Source organism: Oceanobacillus piezotolerans (assembly GCF_003665065.1).
Classification (GTDB): domain Bacteria; phylum Bacillota; class Bacilli; order Bacillales; family Amphibacillaceae; genus Oceanobacillus; species Oceanobacillus piezotolerans.
Window position 1 is genome coordinate 81,596 of sequence record NZ_RCHR01000005.1, and the last position, 23,357, is coordinate 104,952.

The 23,357-nt window shown below is 38.4% G+C and carries 19 protein-coding genes and 1 riboswitch; of the genes, 14 read left to right on the plus strand and 5 right to left on the minus strand.

Annotated elements, in window-relative coordinates; translation table 11 throughout:
* Positions 1 to 201: 201 nt before the first annotated feature.
* Positions 202 to 891, minus strand: a complete 690-nt coding sequence (locus D8M04_RS14330) for an LrgB family protein (protein WP_121524097.1) — start codon at positions 889 to 891, stop codon at positions 202 to 204.
* Complete coding sequence (locus D8M04_RS14335; RefSeq protein WP_342772654.1) at positions 884 to 1,258, minus strand: CidA/LrgA family protein; 375 nt, start codon at positions 1,256 to 1,258, stop codon at positions 884 to 886. Before D8M04_RS14335 ends, D8M04_RS14330 begins: the two co-directional genes overlap by 8 nt.
* A 278-nt stretch (positions 1,259 to 1,536) precedes the next feature.
* Here D8M04_RS14335 and D8M04_RS14340 point away from each other — a divergent pair, with 278 nt between their 5' ends.
* The 4 genes from D8M04_RS14340 (at position 1,537) to pstB (ending at position 5,363) form a co-directional block, all read left to right on the plus strand.
* Complete coding sequence (locus D8M04_RS14340) at positions 1,537 to 2,544, plus strand: PstS family phosphate ABC transporter substrate-binding protein (protein ID WP_121524098.1); 1,008 nt, start codon at positions 1,537 to 1,539, stop codon at positions 2,542 to 2,544.
* A gap of 93 nt (positions 2,545 to 2,637) precedes the next feature.
* Positions 2,638 to 3,591: a phosphate ABC transporter permease subunit PstC gene (gene pstC / locus D8M04_RS14345; protein WP_121524099.1), complete on the plus strand. Its 954-nt coding sequence runs from the start codon at positions 2,638 to 2,640 to the stop codon at positions 3,589 to 3,591.
* Positions 3,591 to 4,475, plus strand: a complete 885-nt coding sequence (pstA, locus tag D8M04_RS14350; RefSeq protein ID WP_121524100.1) for a phosphate ABC transporter permease PstA — start codon at positions 3,591 to 3,593, stop codon at positions 4,473 to 4,475. The genes pstC and pstA overlap by 1 nt, the downstream gene beginning before the upstream one ends.
* Before the next feature lie 54 nt (positions 4,476 to 4,529).
* Positions 4,530 to 5,363, plus strand: coding sequence for a phosphate ABC transporter ATP-binding protein PstB (pstB, locus tag D8M04_RS14355; RefSeq protein ID WP_121524101.1), 834 nt, complete (start codon positions 4,530 to 4,532; stop codon positions 5,361 to 5,363).
* A 72-nt stretch (positions 5,364 to 5,435) separates the two neighbouring features.
* On the opposite strand, the gene D8M04_RS14360 is transcribed toward pstB, so the two are convergent.
* Entirely contained in the window at positions 5,436 to 5,969 is a 534-nt protein-coding gene (locus tag D8M04_RS14360; RefSeq protein WP_121524102.1) for a GtrA family protein, read from the minus strand.
* A gap of 337 nt (positions 5,970 to 6,306) precedes the next feature.
* Positions 6,307 to 6,410: riboswitch (yybP-ykoY riboswitch) on the plus strand.
* 118 nt (positions 6,411 to 6,528) lie between these two features.
* On the opposite strand from D8M04_RS14360, the gene D8M04_RS14365 reads away from it, so the two are divergent.
* The 5 genes from D8M04_RS14365 (at position 6,529) to argH (ending at position 13,435) form a co-directional block, all read left to right on the plus strand.
* Positions 6,529 to 9,171, plus strand: a complete 2,643-nt coding sequence (locus D8M04_RS14365; RefSeq protein WP_121524103.1) for a cation-translocating P-type ATPase — start codon at positions 6,529 to 6,531, stop codon at positions 9,169 to 9,171.
* Between the two features lie 134 nt (positions 9,172 to 9,305).
* Positions 9,306 to 9,953: an SDR family oxidoreductase gene (locus tag D8M04_RS14370; protein WP_121524104.1), complete on the plus strand. Its 648-nt coding sequence runs from the start codon at positions 9,306 to 9,308 to the stop codon at positions 9,951 to 9,953.
* A gap of 78 nt (positions 9,954 to 10,031) precedes the next feature.
* Positions 10,032 to 10,235, plus strand: coding sequence for a hypothetical protein (locus D8M04_RS14375; RefSeq protein ID WP_158595136.1), 204 nt, complete (start codon positions 10,032 to 10,034; stop codon positions 10,233 to 10,235).
* 525 nt (positions 10,236 to 10,760) lie between these two features.
* The gene (locus D8M04_RS14380) at positions 10,761 to 12,017 is read left to right on the plus strand and encodes an argininosuccinate synthase (RefSeq protein ID WP_121524106.1); all 1,257 of its coding nucleotides are present in this window, start codon (positions 10,761 to 10,763) and stop codon (positions 12,015 to 12,017) included.
* On the plus strand, positions 12,014 to 13,435 hold the full coding sequence (argH, locus tag D8M04_RS14385) for an argininosuccinate lyase (RefSeq protein ID WP_121524107.1): 1,422 nt from the start codon (positions 12,014 to 12,016) through the stop codon (positions 13,433 to 13,435). The genes D8M04_RS14380 and argH overlap by 4 nt, the downstream gene beginning before the upstream one ends.
* Positions 13,436 to 13,896: 461 nt before the next feature.
* Here argH and D8M04_RS14390 read toward each other — a convergent pair whose 3' ends face one another.
* A complete protein-coding gene (locus D8M04_RS14390) occupies positions 13,897 to 14,961 on the minus strand; it encodes an NAD(P)/FAD-dependent oxidoreductase (RefSeq protein WP_121524108.1) in 1,065 nt (354 codons plus the stop codon).
* Between the two features lie 174 nt (positions 14,962 to 15,135).
* On the opposite strand from D8M04_RS14390, the gene D8M04_RS14395 reads away from it, so the two are divergent.
* The 3 genes from D8M04_RS14395 (at position 15,136) to D8M04_RS14405 (ending at position 20,117) form a co-directional block, all read left to right on the plus strand.
* A complete protein-coding gene (locus D8M04_RS14395; protein ID WP_121524109.1) occupies positions 15,136 to 15,762 on the plus strand; it encodes a LytTR family DNA-binding domain-containing protein in 627 nt (208 codons plus the stop codon).
* A 124-nt stretch (positions 15,763 to 15,886) separates the two neighbouring features.
* Positions 15,887 to 17,404 carry a succinyl-CoA:acetate CoA-transferase ScpC gene (gene scpC, locus D8M04_RS14400; protein WP_121524110.1) on the plus strand — a complete coding sequence of 506 codons (1,518 nt, stop codon included), beginning with the start codon at positions 15,887 to 15,889 and terminating at the stop codon, positions 17,402 to 17,404.
* 796 nt (positions 17,405 to 18,200) lie between these two features.
* Complete coding sequence (locus D8M04_RS14405) at positions 18,201 to 20,117, plus strand: ATP-dependent DNA helicase (RefSeq protein WP_121524111.1); 1,917 nt, start codon at positions 18,201 to 18,203, stop codon at positions 20,115 to 20,117.
* A 38-nt stretch (positions 20,118 to 20,155) separates the two neighbouring features.
* Here the strand turns inward: D8M04_RS14405 and D8M04_RS14410 are convergent, their stop codons facing one another.
* Entirely contained in the window at positions 20,156 to 20,770 is a 615-nt protein-coding gene (locus tag D8M04_RS14410) for an NUDIX hydrolase (RefSeq protein ID WP_121524112.1), read from the minus strand.
* Between the two features lie 793 nt (positions 20,771 to 21,563).
* Between D8M04_RS14410 and D8M04_RS14415 the strand changes: the two genes are divergently transcribed.
* Both D8M04_RS14415 and desA read left to right on the plus strand, forming a co-directional pair.
* Entirely contained in the window at positions 21,564 to 22,070 is a 507-nt protein-coding gene (locus tag D8M04_RS14415) for a DUF3231 family protein (protein WP_121524113.1), read from the plus strand.
* Between the two features lie 149 nt (positions 22,071 to 22,219).
* The gene (gene desA / locus D8M04_RS14420) at positions 22,220 to 23,275 is read left to right on the plus strand and encodes a Delta(5) desaturase DesA (RefSeq protein ID WP_121524114.1); all 1,056 of its coding nucleotides are present in this window, start codon (positions 22,220 to 22,222) and stop codon (positions 23,273 to 23,275) included.
* Positions 23,276 to 23,357 lie beyond the last annotated feature (82 nt).

The following is a 23,357-nucleotide window of genomic DNA, read 5'->3' on the forward strand; positions in this document are numbered from 1 at the left end:
GCTAACGATGGAGAAAGTCATTAGAAGAAGAGAAGAGACTTGGGCAAAAGTGTTTTGACAAAAGGAAAACATGAACTTTGGCTAGCGGAGTATACCGCTACGGAAATATTGAGCATTGTTCACCTTTTGATTCACACTTGTCCCAGATCTTCTTTTTTTGTCTTTCTCAATGGATATATCTTTTCCATTTAAGCTCTGGCTTCATATTAGAATAGTAAGTAACCAAGGTGTCATCACACTAACCGCCATGGCACTAATGATCATTGCTATGGAACTAATAGACCCTTCTAAATCACTGCTTTCAAGTGCGGTAGCTGTACCAATCGCATGTGAGCTGCTTCCTAATGCAATTCCTTTACTTAAATGATGATGAATGCCTATGAATGTAAACACATACTTGCTAAGAACTCCTCCACTAATTCCTGCAATCATGACAAAAACAGCAGCGAGTGGCACAATTCCTCCGAGAGACTCTGTGATAGCCATCGAAACTGGGGTGGTTACTGATTTGGAACTAATGGTGTAGATAATCTCAGCATCAAAGCCAAAGCCTTTTGTTAACAAAACACCTGTCACCACTCCGAATAAGGATCCAACCAGCGTACCACTAAGGATGGGTATTAACAGATTCTTTAAAACCATCCTTTCCTTGTAAAGTGGATAGGCTAATGCCACGACAGCTGGTCCTAATAGTTCACTAATCCAATTTCCCCCTGACATATAGGTATCATAGGGAACGTTAGTAAGCAGTAATATTAAAATAATCAAGCATGTAGCTATTAATATTGGCAATGTAAATGGATAATTATAGCGTTTATGAATTTTAATAGAGAATATGTATATAAGGATAGTTCCAATGATCGCAGGAACTGCAATAATGATGTTATTCATGCTGTTTAGCTTCCTTTCTTGTTGCGAGCCATTGACTGATTAGTCCCGAACTAATCATCACTATTATGGTGCTTATAATGGTTATGAGTACCAATATAATACCTCTCCCTTTAAAGAGATCGAAATAGTTCATAATTCCTACGGTGACAGGTATGAAAAAAAGAGTAAGGTGTTTATTCATCATCGCTGCTCCCGCCTCAATCCATTTAACCTTGATAACATTCGTTGCCAAAAGCAGAAATAGCAGTATCATACCAATGACACTACCAGGTATTAATAAGTTAAAAATAAATTGTATCCAATTTCCTATTTGATAAAATGCATAAAGGATGATGATGTGGATAAAAATGAGGAAGATTTTTAACAAGTTTTGCCACTCCAATATTGATTAATATCTCATTATTATACTAGAACAAGTATTATATTCATAGGTGTTAAATTCCCTACTAAGTGACATGAAACCCTATAATTTCAACGTTTTTCGAGGGTATGCGTCAAGATTCCTGAGCCTTTTTATTTACAAATTTACAAAACCTTTACATTTACAACATACAATTTTAATAATTATTGTCTATACTATGTATTGTGAGCGAGAGAAAAGTTCGTTCAAAAATTTATCTTGAAAATTGGGGAGGACAATTACTAATGAATATCAAAAAGTTGCTTATGCTTCTTTTCGTAGCAGCTCTTGCAGTAATGCTAGTAGCTTGTGGCAGTGGAGCAGATGAAGAGAACACTGATGAAACAGAAGGTACTGAAGATACTTCTGGAGAAGAAGCTGGAGAAGAAAATGCAGAGGCTTCTGAAGAATTAGAAGGTAGTGTAGTAATTGACGGATCTGGTACAGTTTATCCATTAATGTCTAGATTAGCTGAAGAATATATGATTAACGAACAACCAAACGTATCTGTAGAAGTTAGCCGTGCAGGTACAAGTGCTGGATTTGAAAAATTCCTAGCAGAAAATGGAACTGATTTTAACGATGCTTCTCGTGTAATCAAAGAAGAAGAGCAAGCAAAAGCTGACGAACTTGGAATCGAAGTAATGGAAATTAAAGTAGCTTTAGATGGTTTAACAATTGTTACTAACCCAGAAAATGACTTTGCTAAGGAACTTACTGCAGAAGAAGTTCAAGATATTTTCTTAGGTAATGTTACAAAATGGTCTGAAATCAATCCTGATTGGCCAGATGAAAAAATCCAAACTTATGGTCCAAACGAAAACCATGGTACTTATGAATTCTTCTATGAAGAAATCCTAGAAGAGCAAGATCTAGTAGGTGATATCGATCTTCAACAAGAATACTCAACTCTTGTAACTTTAATCTCTGAAGATAAAAATGCAATTGGTTTCTTCGGATTTGGTTACTATGATGCTAACCAAGACAAAGTACAAGCTGTAGGAATTGACTTTGGCGAAGGTGCTGTAGTTCCTTCTCTTGATACAATTGGAGAAGAAGGTCCATATGCTGACTACACTCGTCCAGTATTTACTTACTTGAATGTAAACAATGCTAAAGAAAAAGCTCAAGTTAAAAACTATGCTGAGTACGTAGCTGAAAGTGCAAATGAATTCGCTGGAGAAACTGGATTCGCTCCAATTCCTGAAGAAGAAGCTCAAGCACAATTAGAAGAAATTCAAGCAATTCAATAATAATAATTTAAGCCAATTTAAATAAGACTTCAATAAGATGGGGGCCCAGTATGCTCTCATCTTATTGTGAGTTTAAAAGGAGTGCTCCAAGAAATGGCAAACAGCGATTCAAACAATAACACTGCTGTTAATGTCAGTGAAATGATTGCACAAAATAAGAAAAAGAAAAATCTATCTAATTTCACTGAGAAATCTGTCCCAGTTATTCTTTTTCTTCTTGCATCCATTACCGTTCTGACTACAATAGGAATTTTATATACATTAATAACGGAGGCTATTCATTTCTTTATGGAAGTTCCGATTTGGGATTTCTTTACTGGAACAGAACTAAGACCTCTTAGTCAAAATCCAGAATTTGGTTTATTACCATTACTAAATGGTACTATTATTTCATCGGTTATTGCGATGCTTGTTGCAGGACCGATTGGTTTGATGTCTGCAATTTATTTAAGTGAATATGCATCAGACAGAGTTCGAAGAGTATTAAAACCATTACTAGAAGTGTTGGCGGGTATTCCAACAATCGTTTATGGTTTCTTTGCGTTTACTTTTGTAACACCAATAATTCGTGCAATTTGGCCTCAAGTGGAGGCTACTAATATTTTAAGTCCTGGACTTGTAATGGGAGTTATGATTATCCCAATGATTGCATCTCTATCAGAGGATGCGATGACTTCAGTTCCTAATGCGATGCGTGAAGGATCGCTGGCTATGGGAGCAACAAAGTTAGAAACAACCTTTAAAGTGGTAATTCCTGCTGCGTTTTCAGGAATCATTGCTTCATTTGTACTTGGAATATCTCGCGCAATTGGAGAAACAATGATTGTTACAATTGCAAGTGGAAGCTCCAAGAACTTTACCTTTGACATTACCGAATCTATGCAGACAATGACTGCATACATTGTTGAGGTTTCTGGTGGGGAAGCTGCTGCTGGAACAACGATATATTACAGCTTATATGCCGTGGCATTAACATTGTTTGTATTTACATTAATAATGAATTTACTTGCAAGATATGTCTCTCGTAAATTTAGGGAGGAATATTAATGGATAAGTTAGAATCAATTAAGTCAAGTAGCAAAATGAACGCTCGTATACGTAAAAATTCAATTTGGAAATCGATATTCTTCCTCTCTACTCTTGTAGGTTTAGTTGTACTCGCAATTTTAATCGTAAGAGTATTAGGACAAGGCCTAGCATGGTTAGACTGGGATTTTCTAACTGGGAGACTCTCTACTAGTGCAGAACGTGCGGGTATAATGGGTGCAATCCTTGGTACTGTCTGGGTTATGATTGTTGTAATTCCGGTAACACTAATTGTAGGTGTAGGGACAGCTATATACTTAGAGTTATACGCTAAGAAGGGTAAATTCCAATCCTTTATTGCAACAAACATTTCTAACCTAGCTGGGGTACCATCAATTGTGTATGGTTTATTAGGTCTAACCGTGTTTTCACGCTTGATGGGATTAGGAAATGCAGTTCTGGCTGGTGGGTTAACATTAGCATTGCTTGTACTACCTATTTTGATTGTTTCCGCTCAGGAAGCGCTGCGCGCAGTGCCTGGTTACTTGTCTGAAGCTTCTTTAGCAATGGGTGCTACTAAATGGCAGACAATAAGAAGAGTTGTTTTACCTGCTGCGATCCCTAGTATATTAACGGGTTCCATATTAGCATTGTCACGTGCCATTGGAGAAACAGCCCCTCTAACCGTGTTAGGAATTCCAGCATTATTAATTCCTTTCCCAAATGGTCTGTTTGATACATTTACTGCATTGCCAATGCAGATCTACTATTGGACACTTGATTCATCATTAGTTGCAGAGTATGCGAACTTAGCCGCAGCTACAATTATTGTACTGTTGTTACTACTGTTCATATTAAATTCAGTAGCAATCTTTATCCGGAATAAATTCCAACAAAGGTATTAATCTCCTGATATAATAAAACAAATAGGTACAAGGCGAATTTTAAGGAGTGGAAAAATGAGTCTCTCATCTGAAAATAAAATGAATGTTAAACTGAACAATAAAGATATGGCGGTGAATAATATTAATTCAGAACATCGTGTAGTTTATGATACTAAAGACTTAAACTTGTGGTATTCCGATACTCATGCATTAAAAGACATCAACTTAGAAATAAATGAAAAAGAAGTAACTGCCATTATCGGCCCCTCTGGTTGCGGAAAGTCAACTTATATTAAAACGTTAAATCGGATGGTTGAGCTTGTTCCTGGTGTTCGTACAACTGGTACCATTACGTACAAAAATAAGAATATCTTAGATAAGTCATTTAAGGTGGAAGATCTTAGAACACAAGTAGGAATGGTATTCCAAAAGGCCAATCCATTTCCAAAAAGCATTTATGAAAACATTGCTTATGGTCCAAAAATCCATGGTATCCGCAATAAGAAAGTACTTGATGAGATCGTGGAAAAAAGTTTGCGTGGAGCGTATATTTGGGATGAATTAAAAGATCGCTTAAACGAGAATGCTTATGGTCTTTCTGGTGGGCAGCAGCAACGTCTTTGTATCGCTCGCTGTTTAGCAATCCAACCAGATGTTATCTTAATGGATGAACCGACTTCTGCCCTTGATCCTAAATCAACTCTTAAGATTGAAGAGCTCGTTCAAGAATTGAAGAAGGAATTCTCTATTATTATCGTGACACACAATATGCAGCAAGCTGCTCGTATTTCCGATAAAACGGCTTTCTTCTTGAATGGAGAAGTTGTGGAATTTGATGATACAAATACCATCTTTACAAATCCTAATGATAGTCGTACGGAAGACTACATTTCAGGACGTTTTGGATAAATAATTAAAAAGGCTAATCTATTAGGGGAGATCCCCCTAATAGATTAGCCTTTTTCAATTTATAAATAGTGCTTAATGAAATCGATTGGATTGGATTTTGGCTTTCTTCATAGAAGTATAGAACATTGGATGAGACCTTTTAAGTCTAATTTTCACTTTGAACTTACTACGGTTTTTACGGAACACAAAGTATCTCATGAAGAAAAAGCTTGCACCTGAAGAGATAATCATTGCAGCTCCTTTGGCAATGTTTTGTTCAGCAATAGCTGGTATTGGTGAGATGCCCAATAAGAAAGATCCTCCCACAAATACGATATTGCTTATCACTAGACTAGCAAGGGCTTGCAATACAAAAAAGAAAACTTCCTGCTTTTGTTTAGAGGACGTATTTTTAAACGTCCAGCTTGAATTCCAGAGATAGCTGTTAGCTACTGCAAGTGTATAAGAGATAGTATTAAACAAGAGTAAATATAGGCTGTTTTCGGTTGGCCAGAATAATAACATTAAATTAAGGGAACCAATGTCAATAAGTGCATTTAAGCCTCCAATAAGGCTAAATTGCAATGCTTGAATAATAATTTCTCTGTTTTTAGAAAGTGGTGACATAGTTAACACCTAATTCGATAAGATTTGGAATGATTTATACAACGTTAGGAAATTATTAATTATCTCCTAATTATAAGATAATGACCGACTTAGAGTTTTTTCTTTTTTTAAAAGGGAATAAAGTAAAGGTGGGATTAACGGTTTAAATATTTTCATTAATGATAATTCAACTTGATCTCACTTTATTTTAGCATAGAACATTTATAATACCAAGCTACTAAAAGTTACCCTAATACAAATAATTTATGCTATTTAGGGTAATAATACACACAAACTAACTTGTAAAATGACAGGAAATTATGGGCGTGATATACTATTTGTAGAATATAACCATTGACAAATAGTCAAAGGGGAGTAGCGTTGGAGTTGGAACCAATTCCAAAATAAAGTCGTCACTACATGGTTTCTATAACCATCGGCTTTATTGGCAGCTAGTTTGCTAAGCGAGACCTTTGCCCATTGGGGCAGAGGTCTCGCTTTTTGCTTTAATAACTGAATATCCACAAGCGCCAGTCAGAATTAATTTCAAAAGAGAATGAAGTCTGGAAGGAGAGGGATTATGGAATTTTACCGTAAGGATGCAGAAGATGTATTAAAAACAATCGAATCCACAGAGAACGGGTTGACGAAAGAGGAAGTAAATAAAAGACTAGAGGAATATAGATATAATGAAATTAAGGATAAAGAAAAGGTCCCAACATGGAAGCTTTTTCTAGAAACATTTAAAGATCCAATGGTTATTGTCTTATTAATTGCTGCGGGTGTTCAGTTATTACTAGGAGAAATTGTAGAATCCATTATTATTTTTATTGTTCTTTTATTAAATTCCATTATAAGTGTTGTCCAAACAAAAAAAGCAGAAAGCTCATTGGATGCTTTACGAGATATGTCTGCACCTGAAGCAAAGGTCATACGTAATGGGGACAAGCAAACGATCCCCGCTCGAGAATTAGTCCCGGGTGATATCGTTTTGCTAGAAGCGGGTGATTATGTACCTGCAGATGGTCGAATATTAGAAAGTGGTTCTTTGAAAGTAAATGAAGGTATGCTTACAGGGGAATCCGAAGCAGTAGAAAAATCTACTGATAAGATTTCAGAGGAGTCGGCATTAGGAGACCGATTCAATATGGTCTTTAGCAGCTCTCTTGTTGTGTATGGCCGCGGTACATTTGTCGTTACAGGTACAGCGGAGAGTACGGAAATCGGGAAGATTGCCAACTTAATTTCTACCGCTGAAGAGAAACAAACTCCTCTGCAACGAAAACTTGACGCGTTTAGTAAGAAGCTAGGTATAGTGATCTTACTACTATGTATTTTAATATTTGCCATTCAAGCGGGGCGTATTTGGTTTGGAGATGCTAATGTTGACACAGGTACAGCGATCTTAGAAGCACTGATGTTCTCTGTAGCAGTAGCAGTAGCGGCAATTCCAGAGGCTTTGTCTTCTATCGTTACGATAGTTCTATCAGTAGGTACCAATAAAATGGCGAGACAGAATGCCATTATTCGTAAGCTCCCTGCCGTAGAAACGCTTGGTTCGGCAAGTGTTATATGTACTGATAAAACAGGTACATTAACGCAAAACAAAATGACAGTAACCGATCAATTTATCCCTGGTGATCAAAGTGGCGATTTACCTGATAACCCAGAGGATTGGAAGGAAGCACAAAAGCTTTTAGTAAATATAGCTGTTCTGTGTAATGATTCTTACATTAATAATGAGGGGAAAGAGGTTGGGGATCCTACTGAGGTTGCATTAATCAACTATGCCAACAATAACAATAAAGATTATAACGAAATCCGAAATACCTATAAGCGAGAAGCGGAATTACCATTCGATTCTGATCGAAAGCTGATGTCAACTGTTCATACAATGAATGGGGAACGATTAATGCTGACAAAAGGCGGGCCTGACGTCATGTTCAACCGTGCAAGTTATGTTTATTGGGATGGCAAGGAAGAAGAGATGTCAGATGAGCTTCTTCAATTATTTGAACAGGCGAATGAAGATTTCTCCAATCAAGCATTGCGGGTACTTGCGTATGGATATAAACGACTGCCTGAAGGGAAAGACCAAGTAAGTGAAGAGGATGAGCATGACCTTGTACTAGTTGGTCTAACGGCTATGATTGACCCTCCACGTGAAGAGGTTTATGCCTCGATTGAGGAAGCCAAGAAGGCTGGCGTTCGGACGATTATGATTACAGGTGATCATAAAACAACCGCACAAGCGATTGGCCGCGATATTGGTCTAATGGGAGAAGACGATATTGCCTTAACAGGGAAAGAATTAGATGCTTTAACAGATGAAGAGCTTGATAAGAAATTAGAGAAAATCTCCGTATATGCGCGTGTTTCACCGGAAAATAAGATACGTATTGTTCGCGCTTGGCAACGTAAAGGCAAGGTTTCAGCGATGACCGGAGATGGTGTCAATGATGCGCCAGCTTTGAAGCAAGCAGATATTGGAGTAGCGATGGGCAGTGGAACAGATGTCGCTAAGGATTCTTCTGCAATGATTTTAACCGATGATAACTTTGTATCCATCGTGAATGCAGTTGGAGTTGGCCGAACCGTATATGACAATATTAAAAAAGCAATCAGTTATTTATTTGCTGGTAACCTAGGTGCAATTATTGCTATTCTTTATGCGGTCATCTTTGCTTTGCCAAATCCATTTACAGCAATACAGTTACTGTTTATTAACCTTGTAAATGATTCTCTTCCAGCCATTGCTTTAGGAATGGAAAAACGGGAGCCTGATGTAATGAACAGAAAACCACGTAAGGTGGATGAAGGGCTATTTGCAGGTGGAACCATGTCAGCGATCATTACACGTGGTGTGTTAATTGGTATTGCTGTAATCATTTCCATGTATATTGGCTTTAGTCAGTCTGCAGAAATGGGAGTTGCAATGGCATTTACAACGCTTATTCTATCTAGAACATTACAAACCTTTGCAGCGCGTTCCAATACACAAACAGCCTTTGGTGCAGGCTTCTTTGAAAATAAATATGTAATTGGCGCAGTGCTGTTTGGTTTTCTGTTATATGGATTGACGGTGCTTCCGTTTGCAAGAGATATATTTAACATCCCGCCAGAGTTTGGCTGGAATGAATGGCTGATTGCAACTGCACTTGCATTTGCAGCGGTTATCTTAATGGAAGTCATTAAGCTTATACGTGTTAAGATTGCAAAATAAGTTATTAAATGCTTAACCCTGTCTTGAAATGAAGACAGGGTTAAGTTGCGTTAATTTTGAAAGCAAATATTTTGAAAAATATATTAACATTTGAAACAATAACACTAACTCCAAAAAAGAAAGGATAGATAGACGTGAATGTATTTTTAATTGGCGCAAATGGTCAGGTTGGAAAGCATATCGTACGTATCCTAAAAGAGAGTAAAGAGCACACGTTAAAAGCAATGGTCCGTTCAGAGGAACAAGCAGCTTCACTAAAAGAAGACGGGGTTACTGCAGTAGTTGCAAACCTAGAGGGAAGTGTGGATGAGTTAGCCACTGCAATGGAAGGCAGTGATGCTGTTGTTTTCTCTGCAGGTTCAGGCGGAAAGACAGGCCCAGACAAGACCCTGCTAGTTGATTTAGATGGAGCGGTTAAATCAATGGAGGCTGCACAAAAGGCTGGTATCGAGCGTTATGTAATGGTAAGTGCACATCAAGCGCATAACCGGGATAGCTGGAAGGATAGCCCAATTAAGCCTTACATGGTAGCTAAGCATTACGCAGATAAAATACTCGTTGAAAGTGGTTTGAATTATACGATTGTGCGTCCAGGTGGACTGGAGAATGATCCTGGCACAGGTAAAGTTAAAGCCTCCGAGAATCTAGAAAGAGGCAATATTCCCCGTGAAGATGTCGCAAGAACGGTAGTTACCTCATTAGCGGAAGAGAACGCGTATCGTCGCTCATTCGACTTAATAGCTGGTGAGCTTGAAATAGCAGATGCATTAAAACAAATATAATGAGAAGGTGGATGCAAAAGGAGGCATCCACCTTTTTGATTTAACTTTTTGAAAAGGTGTGAACAAGATAAAACAAGGATGGATCAACTAGGGATTGAAAATAAAAATAGCAGATGGATTTCATCGAATGAAGAATTGTTGCTGGTAGAACAAAAACCAAGGGAAAAGTCCTTCATAAAGGTGATGAAGGACAAAACAAGGCAGAAAACTAAAGGAAAAGTCCTTCATAAAGGTGATGAAGGACAAAGCAAGGCAGAAAACCAAAGGAAAAGTCCTTCATAAAGGTGATGAAGGCCAAAACGAAGCAAAAATCCAAAGGAAAAGTCCTTCATAGAGGCGATGAAGGACAAAACAAGGCAGAAACCCAAAGGAAAAGTCCTTCATAAAGGTGATGAAGGACAAAACAAGGCAGAAAACCAAAGGAAAAGTCCTTCATAAAGGTGATGAAGGCCAAAACGAAGCAAAAATCCAAAGGAAAAGTCCTTCATAGAGGCGATGAAGGACAAAACAAGGCAGAAACCCAAAGGAAAAGTCCTTCATAAAGGCGATGAAGGACAAAACAAGGCAAATAACCAAAAGAAAAGTTTTTCATAAAGGTGATGAAAGGCAGAACTAAGCAAAAACCCTCTTCATATTTATATTATGTGGTTTTCATGTAGATGGTGGAGCATGAATCCGCTAGCCATTCAGGTTTTCTAAGTAAAGAATAAAGAACTTATTAATAAAAGTATAAAAAACCACTTGCATTATTATACAATATGATGCATAATAATTCATTAATAGCACATATACGGAGAGGGGATATTTATCGTGAAGGAGAAAATTGTATTAGCTTATTCTGGAGGACTTGATACTTCTGTAGCAATTAAATGGTTACAGGATAAATATAATTACGATGTTATTGCTGTGGCACTTGATGTGGGTGAAGGTAAGGACCTTGAATTTGTGAAAAAGAAAGCGATAGATGTAGGTGCGATTAAATCGTATGTAGTGGATGCGAAAAACTTATTTGCAGAGGATTATGTTCTACCAGCTTTAAAGGCGAATCTGCTATATGAAGGGAAATACCCGTTAATTTCTGCACTCTCTCGTCCCTTAATCGCGAAAATTCTTGTGGATATTGCGGAAAAAGAAGGTGCGGTTGCTGTAGCACATGGTTGTACAGGAAAAGGAAATGACCAGGTACGTTTCGATGTTTCCTTTACTGCTTTGAATCCTAAACTTGAAATTGTAGCCCCTGTTCGTGAGTGGGCAATGTCTCGAGAAGAAGAGATTGCTTATGCACAGGAGAATGGAATTCCAATTCCAATAGATTTAGATAATCCATTTAGTATTGATCAAAACCTTTGGGGACGCAGTAATGAATGTGGAGTTCTAGAGGATCCTTGGGTAGAGGCGCCAAAGGAAGCCTATGAATTAACAGTAGATCCGATAGATGCGCCAAACGAACCGCAAACAATTCAAATTACATTTGATCAAGGGAAACCAGTTTCTATTGATGGCAAAGCATTACCATTAGACGAACTTATTCTGGAACTCAATCAAATAGCTGGTAAACATGGTGTTGGTCGTATTGACCATGTGGAAAATCGTTTAGTTGGAATCAAATCACGTGAAATTTACGAAGCACCAGCTGGATTAACATTAATTGCTGCACACCAAGAACTAGAAGCATTAACTTTGCCTAGAGAAGTTGCGGAATTCAAACCAATTGTAGAGCAAAAATTCGCACAGGCTGTCTATTATGGACAATGGTACTCACCATTAACAGAAGCATTACAAGCTTTTATTGAAAAAACACAGGAATTCGTATCCGGAACAGTTAAAGTGAAGCTGTATAAAGGGCATGCCCAAGTGGTCGGCCGTGAATCTGCTCATTCTCTATATGATTTTGATTTAGCAACATACAATAAAGATGATGCATTTGACCATGAGGCAGCGCTTGGCTTTATCAAGCTATGGGGCTTACCGACAAAAGTGCATGCAGCAGTCAACCATGCTTTTTCTAAAGATAAATCAATGGATAAAGTAAAAATAGATGTAAAAGAGGCTGTGAAACCGTGAAATTATGGGGCGGACGTTTTACAAAACCTACCAACGAATTAGTAGATGAATATACTGCGTCTATCTTTTTTGATAAAAAACTAGCAAAATATGATATTCAAGGCAGTCTTGCCCATGTAGCGATGCTCAAAGAATGTGAGATTATTCCCGCAGAGGATGCAGATTTAATTGCAGAAGGCTTAAAAAAGGTAGCAGCAAAAATAGAAAGTGGAGTCGCCGAGCTCTCTGCTGAAAATGAAGATATTCATATGAATGTAGAAAAGCTGCTTATCGAGGAAATAGGCCCTGTTGGAGGGAAGCTTCATACTGGGCGAAGCAGGAATGACCAGGTAGCACTTGATATGCGTCTGTATTTAAGGGAGGCATTAGTTGATTTAATGGATCTCCTTGTCAAGCTGCAGGAATCCTTGACCAATCAAGCAAAGCAAAATCTAGATACGGTTATGCCCGGCTATACGCACCTGCAGCGCGCACAGCCAGTGCTATTTGGACACCATATGATGGCATATGCTTTCATGTTCCAACGTGATATCGAGAGATTGATCGATAGTTATAAGCGAGTGAATAAATCTCCACTTGGTGCAGGAGCGCTAGCTGGTACTACTTTTCCAATTGATCGGATGTATGTTGCGGAAAGATTAGGTTTCGATGGCATTTGTGAGAATAGCTTAGATGCAGTAAGTGACAGGGACTTTGTGGTAGAATTTCTAGCGAATGCCTCCCTTGTTTCAACCCATCTGTCACGACTATGTGAGGAAATTGTACAGTGGTCCAGTGCTGAATTCAATTTCATTGAATTAGATGACGCTTTTTCAACTGGCTCAAGCATGATGCCACAAAAGAAGAACCCGGATGTTGCGGAGCTTGTTCGCGGGAAAACAGGTCGAGTATACGGGCATTTAATAGGAATGTTAACAACATTAAAAGGACTACCGCTTGCATATAATAAAGATATGCAGGAAGACAAAGAAGGTATGTTTGATACCGTTGAAACGCTGAAGGGGGCATTAGCACTATTTGCTCCAATGATGGAAACAATGGAAGTTAAAAAGGAAAGTATGTACAATGCGGTACGCCAGGATTTCTCAAATGCTACTGATCTAGCAGATTATCTGGTAGAGAAGGGAATGCCATTTAGAGAGTCCCACGCTGTGGTTGGTCAAGCAGTATTATACTGCATTAACCATAACAAATATCTGCTGGATATGTCTTTAGAAGAATTCCAGACTTTCTCTAACTTGGTGGAAGAAGATATCTTCGCCAAGCTAACACCAGAAACTGTTGTGAACGCTCGAAATGTTGCCGGAGGAACAGCTAAAAATCGTGTGGAGGAACAAATAGATACGATTACAAATTTATTGAATGATAGTAAGTTGTGGATCACAAATCAGGTACAAATCCTAAATAATATATCTTGACGTGAAAAAGCTCTTGGAAGTCCAAGAGCTTTATTTTTTCTTTTATAATTAGGAGATGTCTTTATGGGGTATTTCGATTCAATGAACTGGAAGGAATTCATTCCATTAAAAAGAGAATTAATTTTATTCATCTGCTAGCAAAAAACGCGGAAAGTAACACATAATCAACGTTGTGTCTTATGTATTGTATAGTCATCCGCTTAACAAACAATGAAGGTAATTAAATCAAATAAAAGTAATCTAAACAATGAATCTTATTAAAAGAACCAAAACATTGCCACTACTAGACAGATGCTTAACTTTTTAAGAAAGTCCATGGGTTAGATACCTCCATCTTTTAATATTAGGAAGAAGTTCTAACTCTAGCATAATAAAGAATATTGAATTTAGTATAAAAGCAGTGTAAAGATTAAGTAAAAAAGGAATCAGATTGATTCTGACTCCTTTTTTCACGTTCTATATTAATGACGTTTACTTAACCAAAGCACACCAGATTTTGCTAGTCTAGGAAGGAATCCGATCATTGGAAGCTGCATCATGTTACCAAATCCATCTGTCTTTCCTAGTGACCCTAATGTACCTTTTAGCTTGATTGCTTTTGGTTTCTTTGGTTTCTTATTATGAAGGTGGGCGAGGAGAATATCAGCAATATGCTCTCCTTGCTGTCCAGCTAATTGGCCGCTTGGAGAGAATTCAGATGCAACACAGTCTCCCAAGACATAAATGTTTGGTTGCTCTGGAACTTGATAATATTCATTTGTTATAATCTTTTGATGTCGATCCTTATTAAACGGAAGCTCTCTTACTAGGTAATTCGGTCTTACACCAGCAGTCCAGATGGTCACATCGTTTAAATAACAAACACCATTATTACATACTCCATCTTTTTCAACATATTCTACATTCGAATGATGAATCACATCAACATTATTGGCAACAAACCAATTCTCAACGTATTGCTGGATCTTTGAATCAAATGCTTTCAATACAGTTGGACCACGGTCCAGTAAACGAATATTCAAATCCGGACGTGATTCTCTTATTTCAGAAGCGACTTCTATCCCGCTTAATCCTGCTCCTATAATCGATACTTTCCCGTAAGCCTTTAAATTCCCCACCGCTACTCCTGTATTACGAGCTTTTTCAAAGGTTTGAACGCTTTGTGTAAACTCTTCCGCACCAGGAACACCATGGTAATTATCTTCACAGCCTAGTCCAATTACTAAGTAATCAAATGGCAAAGCATCCTTTGGATCGTCAGCAAAGATAATTTGCTGGTTTTCGGTGTCAATTTTTTGGATTTCACGAAATACATACTCTACGCGTTTATCATCAGGAAATTCTACACGGACATCTGTTTCTGCAGACGTTCCTGCTGCAATGGTATAAAACTCTGTTTTTAATGAACGAAATGGATTTCGATCCACTAAGGTTATATTTAAATCTTCGGGTAATTGATGGTTTAATAGACCGTTTAAAACTTTAATTCCACCATAGCCTCCCCCTAAGATGACTAATCTTCTCATGTAAAGCCCCCCCTTTATCCGTAGTCGTAACGTTTTGCTCCACATATTAGATTAGCAGAGTTTTGCTTGCGTGTCACGACGAAATATGTCGATTCCAGGTTTCTATCTGGTACAATGGTGGATAAGATTTAAAGCTTTTAATTTAGGGAATAAACGTCAGTGAGGTGAGCCAGTGTGCAAATATTAAATGTAATTGGAGAGCTTTTTTCTGATGAAATTTCTATAGCAGTAGCAAACAAGGAAGAGTATATCTATTATCGACCAAGCAAACGAATTGATCTTAAAATTGAACCAGGGGACCCGATTAAAGAGAAAACCTTAGCCTATAAAGCTATCACAACAGGAAAAAAGGTATCGGAATTTATTCACCGTGATGTACTAGGAGTTCCATATCACGGAATGGCTGTTCCTTATCATAAGGGGAATGAGCTAGAAGGTTGTGTATTAGCTATTTACCCTGCCTATACAGATGGGAAATCAGTCGTCACAATAAAAACAAATGATGGTTGGAAGCCATTTCCTTTTCAGGACGTACAGTACATAGAAGCAAAAGAAAGAAAAACACATGTTTTTACGGATGGATATGAGGGAGCCCATTCCAACTCTTTACAGGATTTCGAGTTTATTCTCCCCATTGACCAGTTCATTCGTTGCCATCGCTCCTTTATTGTAAATGTAAATCACATTCATCATATTTATCCAGACACTCATTCTACTTTCCTCCTTGAAATGGATAATGGAGCTAAAATACCTGTAAGTCAATCTTATTCCAGTTATTTTCGTAAACTACTTGGATTCTGATGTTCTGTTTAAATCATTTAGTTTTAGCTTTTAATCAAAAATATCGTTTTTTAATCCTAATTATCCGATAATTCTTTATAATGGGTTAAAATGAAAGTAATCTATATAAAAAAGAGGGATAATAATGGAAGAACAATTTGAACTTATTAAGAACCCTCAACTAAGAGAAAGAGTAGTTTCTGCACATGAGGCTGCATCGTGGATTGAAGATGGCATGACGCTTGGATTAAGTGGCTTTACTCGTGCGGGTGATGCAAAAGCAGTTCCAACTGCGCTTGTGAAACGAGCGGAAGATGGTGAACCATTTAAGGTAAACGTATACACTGGTGCGTCACTAGGGTCAAACATTGATAAAATGTTTGCAGAGGCTGGAATAGTAAATAAAAGATTGCCATTTCAAGCGGAGCCAGCAATGAGAAAAACTATTAACTCTGGAGACCACTTCTTTGTAGATCAGCATCTATCTCATACATCTGAATTGTTGAGGGCAAGTGTAATTGATTCTATTGATTATGCAATTTTGGAAGCGATTTCTATTACAGAAGACGGGATGTTAATTCCAAGTACTTCTATTGGTAACTCTCTGGCATTTGCAGAGTTTGCGGATCATATCATTATTGAATTAAATACAGCTCAACCAAAGGAGTTAGAGGGACTGCACGACCTATATAGTCCTGGAAAACAAGGAGAGCGTCAGCCGATTCCATTAACTAAACCAGATGAGCGAATTGGAACAATCGGTATTCCGCTAGATTTAAATAAAGTCAAGGGGATTGTGTTTACCCATCAGGAGGATTCTCCATCGACTATTGTTCCGCCGGATGAAGAAACACAAATGATAGCGGATCATTTATTAGACTTTTTAGGAGCAGAAGTAGAAGCAGGGAGATTAACAGAGAGCTTAATGCCGCTTCAATCTGGTATCGGTTCGGTTGCTAATGCCGTGCTGCATGGAATGATTCAATCTGATTTCAAGGATCTTGTTGTTTATTCAGAGGTTCTGCAGGATGCAGTGTTTGATTTAATGGATGCAGGCAAAGTAAACTTTGCATCTGCATGCTCACTCACGCTTTCTGAGGAAAAGATGAAGCAGGTCTTTGGGGATTTTGAGAAATATAAAGATAGGTTAATCCTACGACCACAAGAAATCTCGAACCACCCAGAAATTATTCGCCGACTCGGGCTCATTTCCATTAACACTGCACTAGAATTTGATATTTATGGGAACGTTAACTCCACACATGTGAGTGGTACGAAAATGATGAACGGGATCGGTGGGTCCGGAGACTTCGCTCGTAATGCTAGACTGGGCATCTTTGTTACGAAGTCAATAGCGAAAGGTGGGGACATCTCCAGTATTGTTCCATTTGTCTCTCATATTGACCATACAGAGCATGATGTTGACGTTGTTGTAACAGAACAAGGGTATGCCGATTTACGTGGATTAGCGCCAAGAGAGCGTGTACCACTTATTATTGAGAACTGCGCACACCCAATGTATCGTGAACAACTATGGGATTACTATAATGAGGCACTTGAACGTGGTGGGCAGACCCCTCATGTGCTGGAAAAAGCATTCTCATGGCATACGAATTTTAAAGAAAAAGGAACCATGCGCCAAGTTGTAGAACATACAAATTAATTGCTTTTTAGGGACAGAAAGTGAATTATTAAAAGGGGTATCATATATATACGGTAAAAGCCGATTTTCTCTTGGGGGAGAGGAAATCGGCTTTTTGGTTATCTATGATTGTGTAAGGGCTGATTCTAAAAGGGTGTTACTTGTGACACTAAATACATAGACTCCTGAATAGTTTAATTCAGTGTAGTGCATAAAACCCGCTCCGGAAATACACTGCGCTTTCCACGGGCGGCTGCTGAGCCTCCTCGAGACTGTCGTCTCTGCGGGGACCCACCTAGGCCTGTCCTCCCGTAGGAGTATCCGTGTATTTCCTCCGCTAGGTTAGTACTTTAAATAAAACACAACACATTATAAGAAGTGATTGTAGCGGAGGGCAGTCGACTTCTGCAGGAAAAGCAACAAGCGAAGACCCCGCAGGAAGTGCGAAGGAACAAAGGCTAAAAACGCCACGTCCTGTGGCAACGCCTTTATGACCAACATCCTGTTGGCCCGAGGCTGAGACGTTGTCGCGGAAAGCGTACTGCTCGAAGCGGAAATCACCAGCATATATTTCCAGTGTGTTTTCGGTGTGGCACAATAAACTATGAATTAAGTTAATTAACCCTTTAACCCTTTCTATCGAATACAGAGAATTAATGCAATAAAACATTTGAAAAGAGCGATAAATAAAGAGAGGGTCTAAAAATAAGAATATGCTATAAAATAATGTATAATGTCATTTGTAGATGTACATAAAAGTATTACATGTAGAAAGAGATAATGAATCTATTCGTCAAACATATAAAAGGAGTATTCGATGACAAGGAAAAGAGCATTACCATTTACGGTATCAAAAACAGAGAATTTTTTTGATCGCTTAGGAGAATATGTAGGCGATGTTTTTTATGATATTTTACCAGAGCAAGGCTTTGAGCTTAGAGATGAACAGATCTATATGGCGTTCCAATTAGAGAATGCCTTTAAAAATAAGCGAACTATTTTCGCAGAAGCTGGTGTTGGTACTGGGAAGACATTTGTCTACCTGTTATATGCAATATGCTATGCAAGGTACAAAGGGCAGCCTGCAATTATTTCTTGTGCCGATGAGACACTCATTGAACAATTAGTAAAAAAGAACGGAGATATCGAAAAGCTGGAGAAGGCATTGGGGCTTGAAATAGACGTAAGACTTGCAAAGGCCAGAGAGCAATACGTCTGTGTAAGGAAGTTAGATGCTATTGCTGACACCACGGATGATGAAGACATCATGCGCGTCCTTGATGAAATCCCGGAGTTTGTTTTTGATAAAGGGTCATCGATGACAGCTTTTGAACGATATGGGGACCGCAAAGAATATCCTTGGGTTTCCAACGAGAAGTGGGAAACTATTGCTTGGGATCCACTTGAACAGTGCTCTACCTGTGAGTTCCGTCACCGCAGCGGCCAGACATTAAACAGAGAGTATTATCGACATGCATCCGATATAATCATCTGCTCGCATGACTTCTATATGGAGCACATTTGGACAAAGGAATCAAGAAAACGAGAGGGGCAAATGCCACTTCTCCCTGAAGCGAGCTCGGTTATTTTTGATGAAGGGCATTTGTTGGAATTTGCTGCACAGAAGGGTTTAACCTATCGTTATAATTTGAATACCGTAACGAATGTATTAACTGGTTATCTGGGACAGGATGCGCGCGAGAAATCGCTTCTGTTAGTTGAGGATATTCTGATGTTAAATGATGAATTCTTCGATATTCTGGGAGATATAGCTGTACCTGTGGAAGGATCGAATCGTCAGGAGATTCAAATCACACAAGAACTCAAGAGCATGATTGAACAGCTTCATGAAAAAGTGGATAAGCTGTTAGAAGAGCTTGTATTTGATTCTGAGCTATTCACCATGGATGACTATCATATCAAAATAATAGAAGAATACCTGGAGTTTTTTGCATATGGACTTTCTTTACTGAATAAAGATGATGAAGGAATTTATTGGATAGAGGAAAACGACTCGACAACGACTTTAGTCATTATGCCGCGTTTAGTAGAAAATGTGTTAAAGAAAGAAGTATTCTCTAAGGATATGCCGTTTGTATTTTCTTCTGCCACTCTATCACAAGGTGGGGATTTCTCCTATATTGCTTCTAGCTTAGGGATAGAGGGTTATGATTCCTTCTCTGTAGATTCACCATTTGATTATAAAGAGCAAATGGAGGTCAACTTGCTGGTAGAAACCAATAGGCAGGAAAAATACTTGGAGATAGCCAAGCAACTAAATGAAAACAATGGAAGCTCATTGGTGTTATTTGCTTCGCAGGAAGAGATGAACCACTTTCAAGAGTGGAGTAAAAATCAGGAGTGGCCTTTTTCCATGCTATACGAAGGAGAACAGGAGATTAGTGAAATCGTGAGGAAGTTCCAGAAAGATGAATCCTCTGTTCTTTGTGCCCATCATTTATGGGAGGGGCTCGATGTGCCTGGAAAGGCTTTATCACAGGTCATTATCACATCATTGCCATTCCCGCCAAAAGACCCTGTATTTAAAGCAAAGCGCAAACACGCATTGGACCCAGAGAAGGAGATTGAGCTCCCTTATATGCTGCTTAGGTTGCGTCAAGGAATTGGCCGCTTGATTCGTACAAAGGAAGATGCTGGTGTTGTTTGCATATGGCTTACAGAAGCTGAGCAGGAGAAGTATTTATCCACGATAAAAGAGATTCTGCCAGTCTAAATAGGAAACCATCCCGTCGATGATGACAGGATGGTTTTTTAACGTATTAAGGTAATGAAATGATGTAAGATTTTTGCTGTTAGACCCCAAATCACTTTTCCTTCGTACTGATAGAAGAGCTCATCAATTTGCCGCATTTGCCATTGATAATTCTCTCCACCAATAATTAAGTCAAGAGGAAATTTTTCATCTGGGATGACTTGTAAGTGGATTTTGTGTATTTCAGGTTCTGTATTTAATAGAAATTCTAAAGGTACTGTAAATACTTCACCGACTTCTTCCTTATTTGGGATGATCTCTTCAGGGTGGTTAATGATACCAACATAGGGATAAATCATTCTTCCCATATCAAAAACGAGATAATCTAGGGGTACTAGACTGGTAATAGAAGTGGCAGGTATGCCTAGTTCTTCCGTTGTCTCCCGAATCGCACATGCAGCTGGGTTAGTATCTTCTTTGTCAATTCTTCCACCAGGAAAACAGATATCTCCAGGCTGCCTGCGCATATGCATGGCACGTTTTTCAAATAAAATATGGGTTTCATTATTGGTTTCGACAAGTGGGAGTAACACAGCGGACTTTCGTAAAGTATCTTCACCTAAAATTCTGGGCTTCCGTTTTTTTAGTTGATTAATAATTGTATCTTTATCCACACTTTCACCCCCTTTACGTGTTCACTTCATTGTTATAACCATTATACATAAAATTGACCGTTCAATGAAAATTTTGAGTGTATGATCAGAGGGCTTCTATATTATTCCTCTGGGGAAACAGCTTTTATAGTAGGTTTATTTTATCAGATGATTGCAGTTGATAGAGATTCCCCGTTCAGCAGTACTCTTGCGCTCTTCATTGCATGGATGAACGGTTTTCTTTGTTGTTTTTCCTTCAAGAAGCTCTTCATAAGCATAGATGAACAGCTTATCTTCGCTGTTTACACTTCAGAAAGCCCTTCATAACCTGAATGAACGGTTTTTCTTCGCTTTTTTCACTTCAAGAAGCTCTTCATACCCTGGATGAACGGTTTTTCTTTGCTTTTTTCACTTCAAGAAGCTCTTCATACCCTGGATGAACGGTTTTTCTTTGCTGTTTTCCTTCAGAAAGCCCTTCATACCCTGGATGAACGGTTTTTCTTTGCTGTTTTTCCTTCAGAAAGCCCTTCGTACCCTGGATGAACGGTTTTTCTTTGCTGTTTTCACTTCAACAAGCTCTTCATAACAAGGATGAACGGTCTTCCTTCGCTATTTTTCTTTAAAAAGCACTACATAACACGGGTGACTTTCCTCAGTGTTTCTATCAACTATTGTGAATTAAATTTGTCAGCAGTTAACTATACTTCTTATCAATACAAACAGTTTAAAAAGCAGTTTCTTTGAATAATACTTCTCGTATTAGCAAATCATATCACTGTCTAGTAATATTTTACAAATTGATAGGAGGATTCGTATGGGTATTCTAAGTGGAGATCCAAAAAATGAACCAATGCATTATGGTGAGGTATTTGGGATTTGGACAGCTGTGATGACAACGAAAGGCAAAGTAGCCGGTTATCAAGCCCTGAAAAACCATGTAGGTGACGAGGATTTAAAGAAACTGGTAGAGGAAGCTATTCGACAAGGTCAGCAGGAATTGAATGAAATGGAAGCGCTCCTTAAGGAAAACGGAGTGGGACTGCCTCCAACACCTCCTGATAGACCAGCGGCAGAGCTTAATGATATTCCTACTGGAGCAAGGTTTATGGACCAAGAAGTTGCAGCAATGCTTTCGGCCGACACGGCGGCAAGTTTAGTTGCGTGCAGTTCCATTATGGGTGAATCAATTAGAGAAGATATCGGTATGATGTTTGGTTCTTTTCATACACAAAAAGCAGCCTTCGGAGTAAAGGTTCTTCGATTAAACAAGGAAAAGGGATGGTTAATCCCACCACCGCTACATTCATTTAAAGCGGAATAAATGATCTAATTTCGAGTAGGCTCTTAAGCTTACTCTATTTTTTTTGAGCTACATATGACATTTGTCATGTTCATTCGTTTACGTTTGTTACTTATATTAACAGCCAAATAACCCTATGATAAATATAAAAGATTCTGTAGGAGGAAAAGATGAGTAAACAAAAACAAGCACAATTAAGAAAAAGTGTTGCAGCGTTTGCAAATTCAGATACGAAAACTAGTGTAATCCAGGTATTCAATTCATTTGTTCCCTTCTTCGCACTATGGTTTCTTGCTTATTTAAGCTTAGAGGTATCAGTGTTATTAAGTATTGCAATTTCTGTAGTAAATGCGGGCTTCGTGATAAGAATATTTATTATCTTTCATGACTGTGCCCATATGTCATTTTTTAAGAACAGTAAAGCAAATCGAGTTCTCGGAACCGTAACAGGTGTTGTCACCCACTTTGCATTTGAAAAGTGGAAAAGAAGCCACGCTATTCACCATGCAACAAGTGGTAATCTCGACAAACGTGGAACAGGAGACATCTGGGTTATGACGGTTGAAGAATATGCACAAGCTTCCTTCTGGGAGAGACTGTCATATCGTTTATACCGTAATCCAATCATCTTATTTGGTCTTGGACCATTCTACCTCTTTCTTATCGAAAACAGAATGAATCGCAAAGGAGCAAAGGGGAGAGAAAGATGGAATACCCATCTGATTACAGCATCGATTATTGTTATTTATGCTTTGTTAATTTTGGCAATAGGCTGGCAGGCATTTCTAATCATTCAGCTCCCAATGATGTGGATGGCAGGAGCGCTGGGAATTTGGCTGTTTTACGTGCAGCATCAGTTTGAGGATTCTTATTTCGAGAATGAAGAGGAGTGGGATTATGTAAAGGCAGCCGTCGAAGGCAGCTCATATTATAAACTCCCAAGAATTTTAGAATGGTTAACAGGCAGTATTGGCTACCACCATGTTCATCACTTAAGCCCAAGAGTGCCTAATTATCACTTGGAGAAGGCGCACGAATCTACTCCACCATTACAAAAGGCAACGACCATTACCCTTTTGACAAGTTTAAAATCCATCCGTTTTCGTTTGTTTGATGAAGCTAGTAAATCCTTTGTTAGTTTTAGGGAATTTAGGAATTTGCAAAGAAAAACCAAATCAGGCATGAAATTAAAAACAAATCACCCTAGTTTTCAAGAAAATAGGTAATTGCAATAAAACCCTTTACTTCTGTTAAAGGGTTTTAATTCTATACACGTTTTTTCTAATTTGATATTTTGATATACTTATT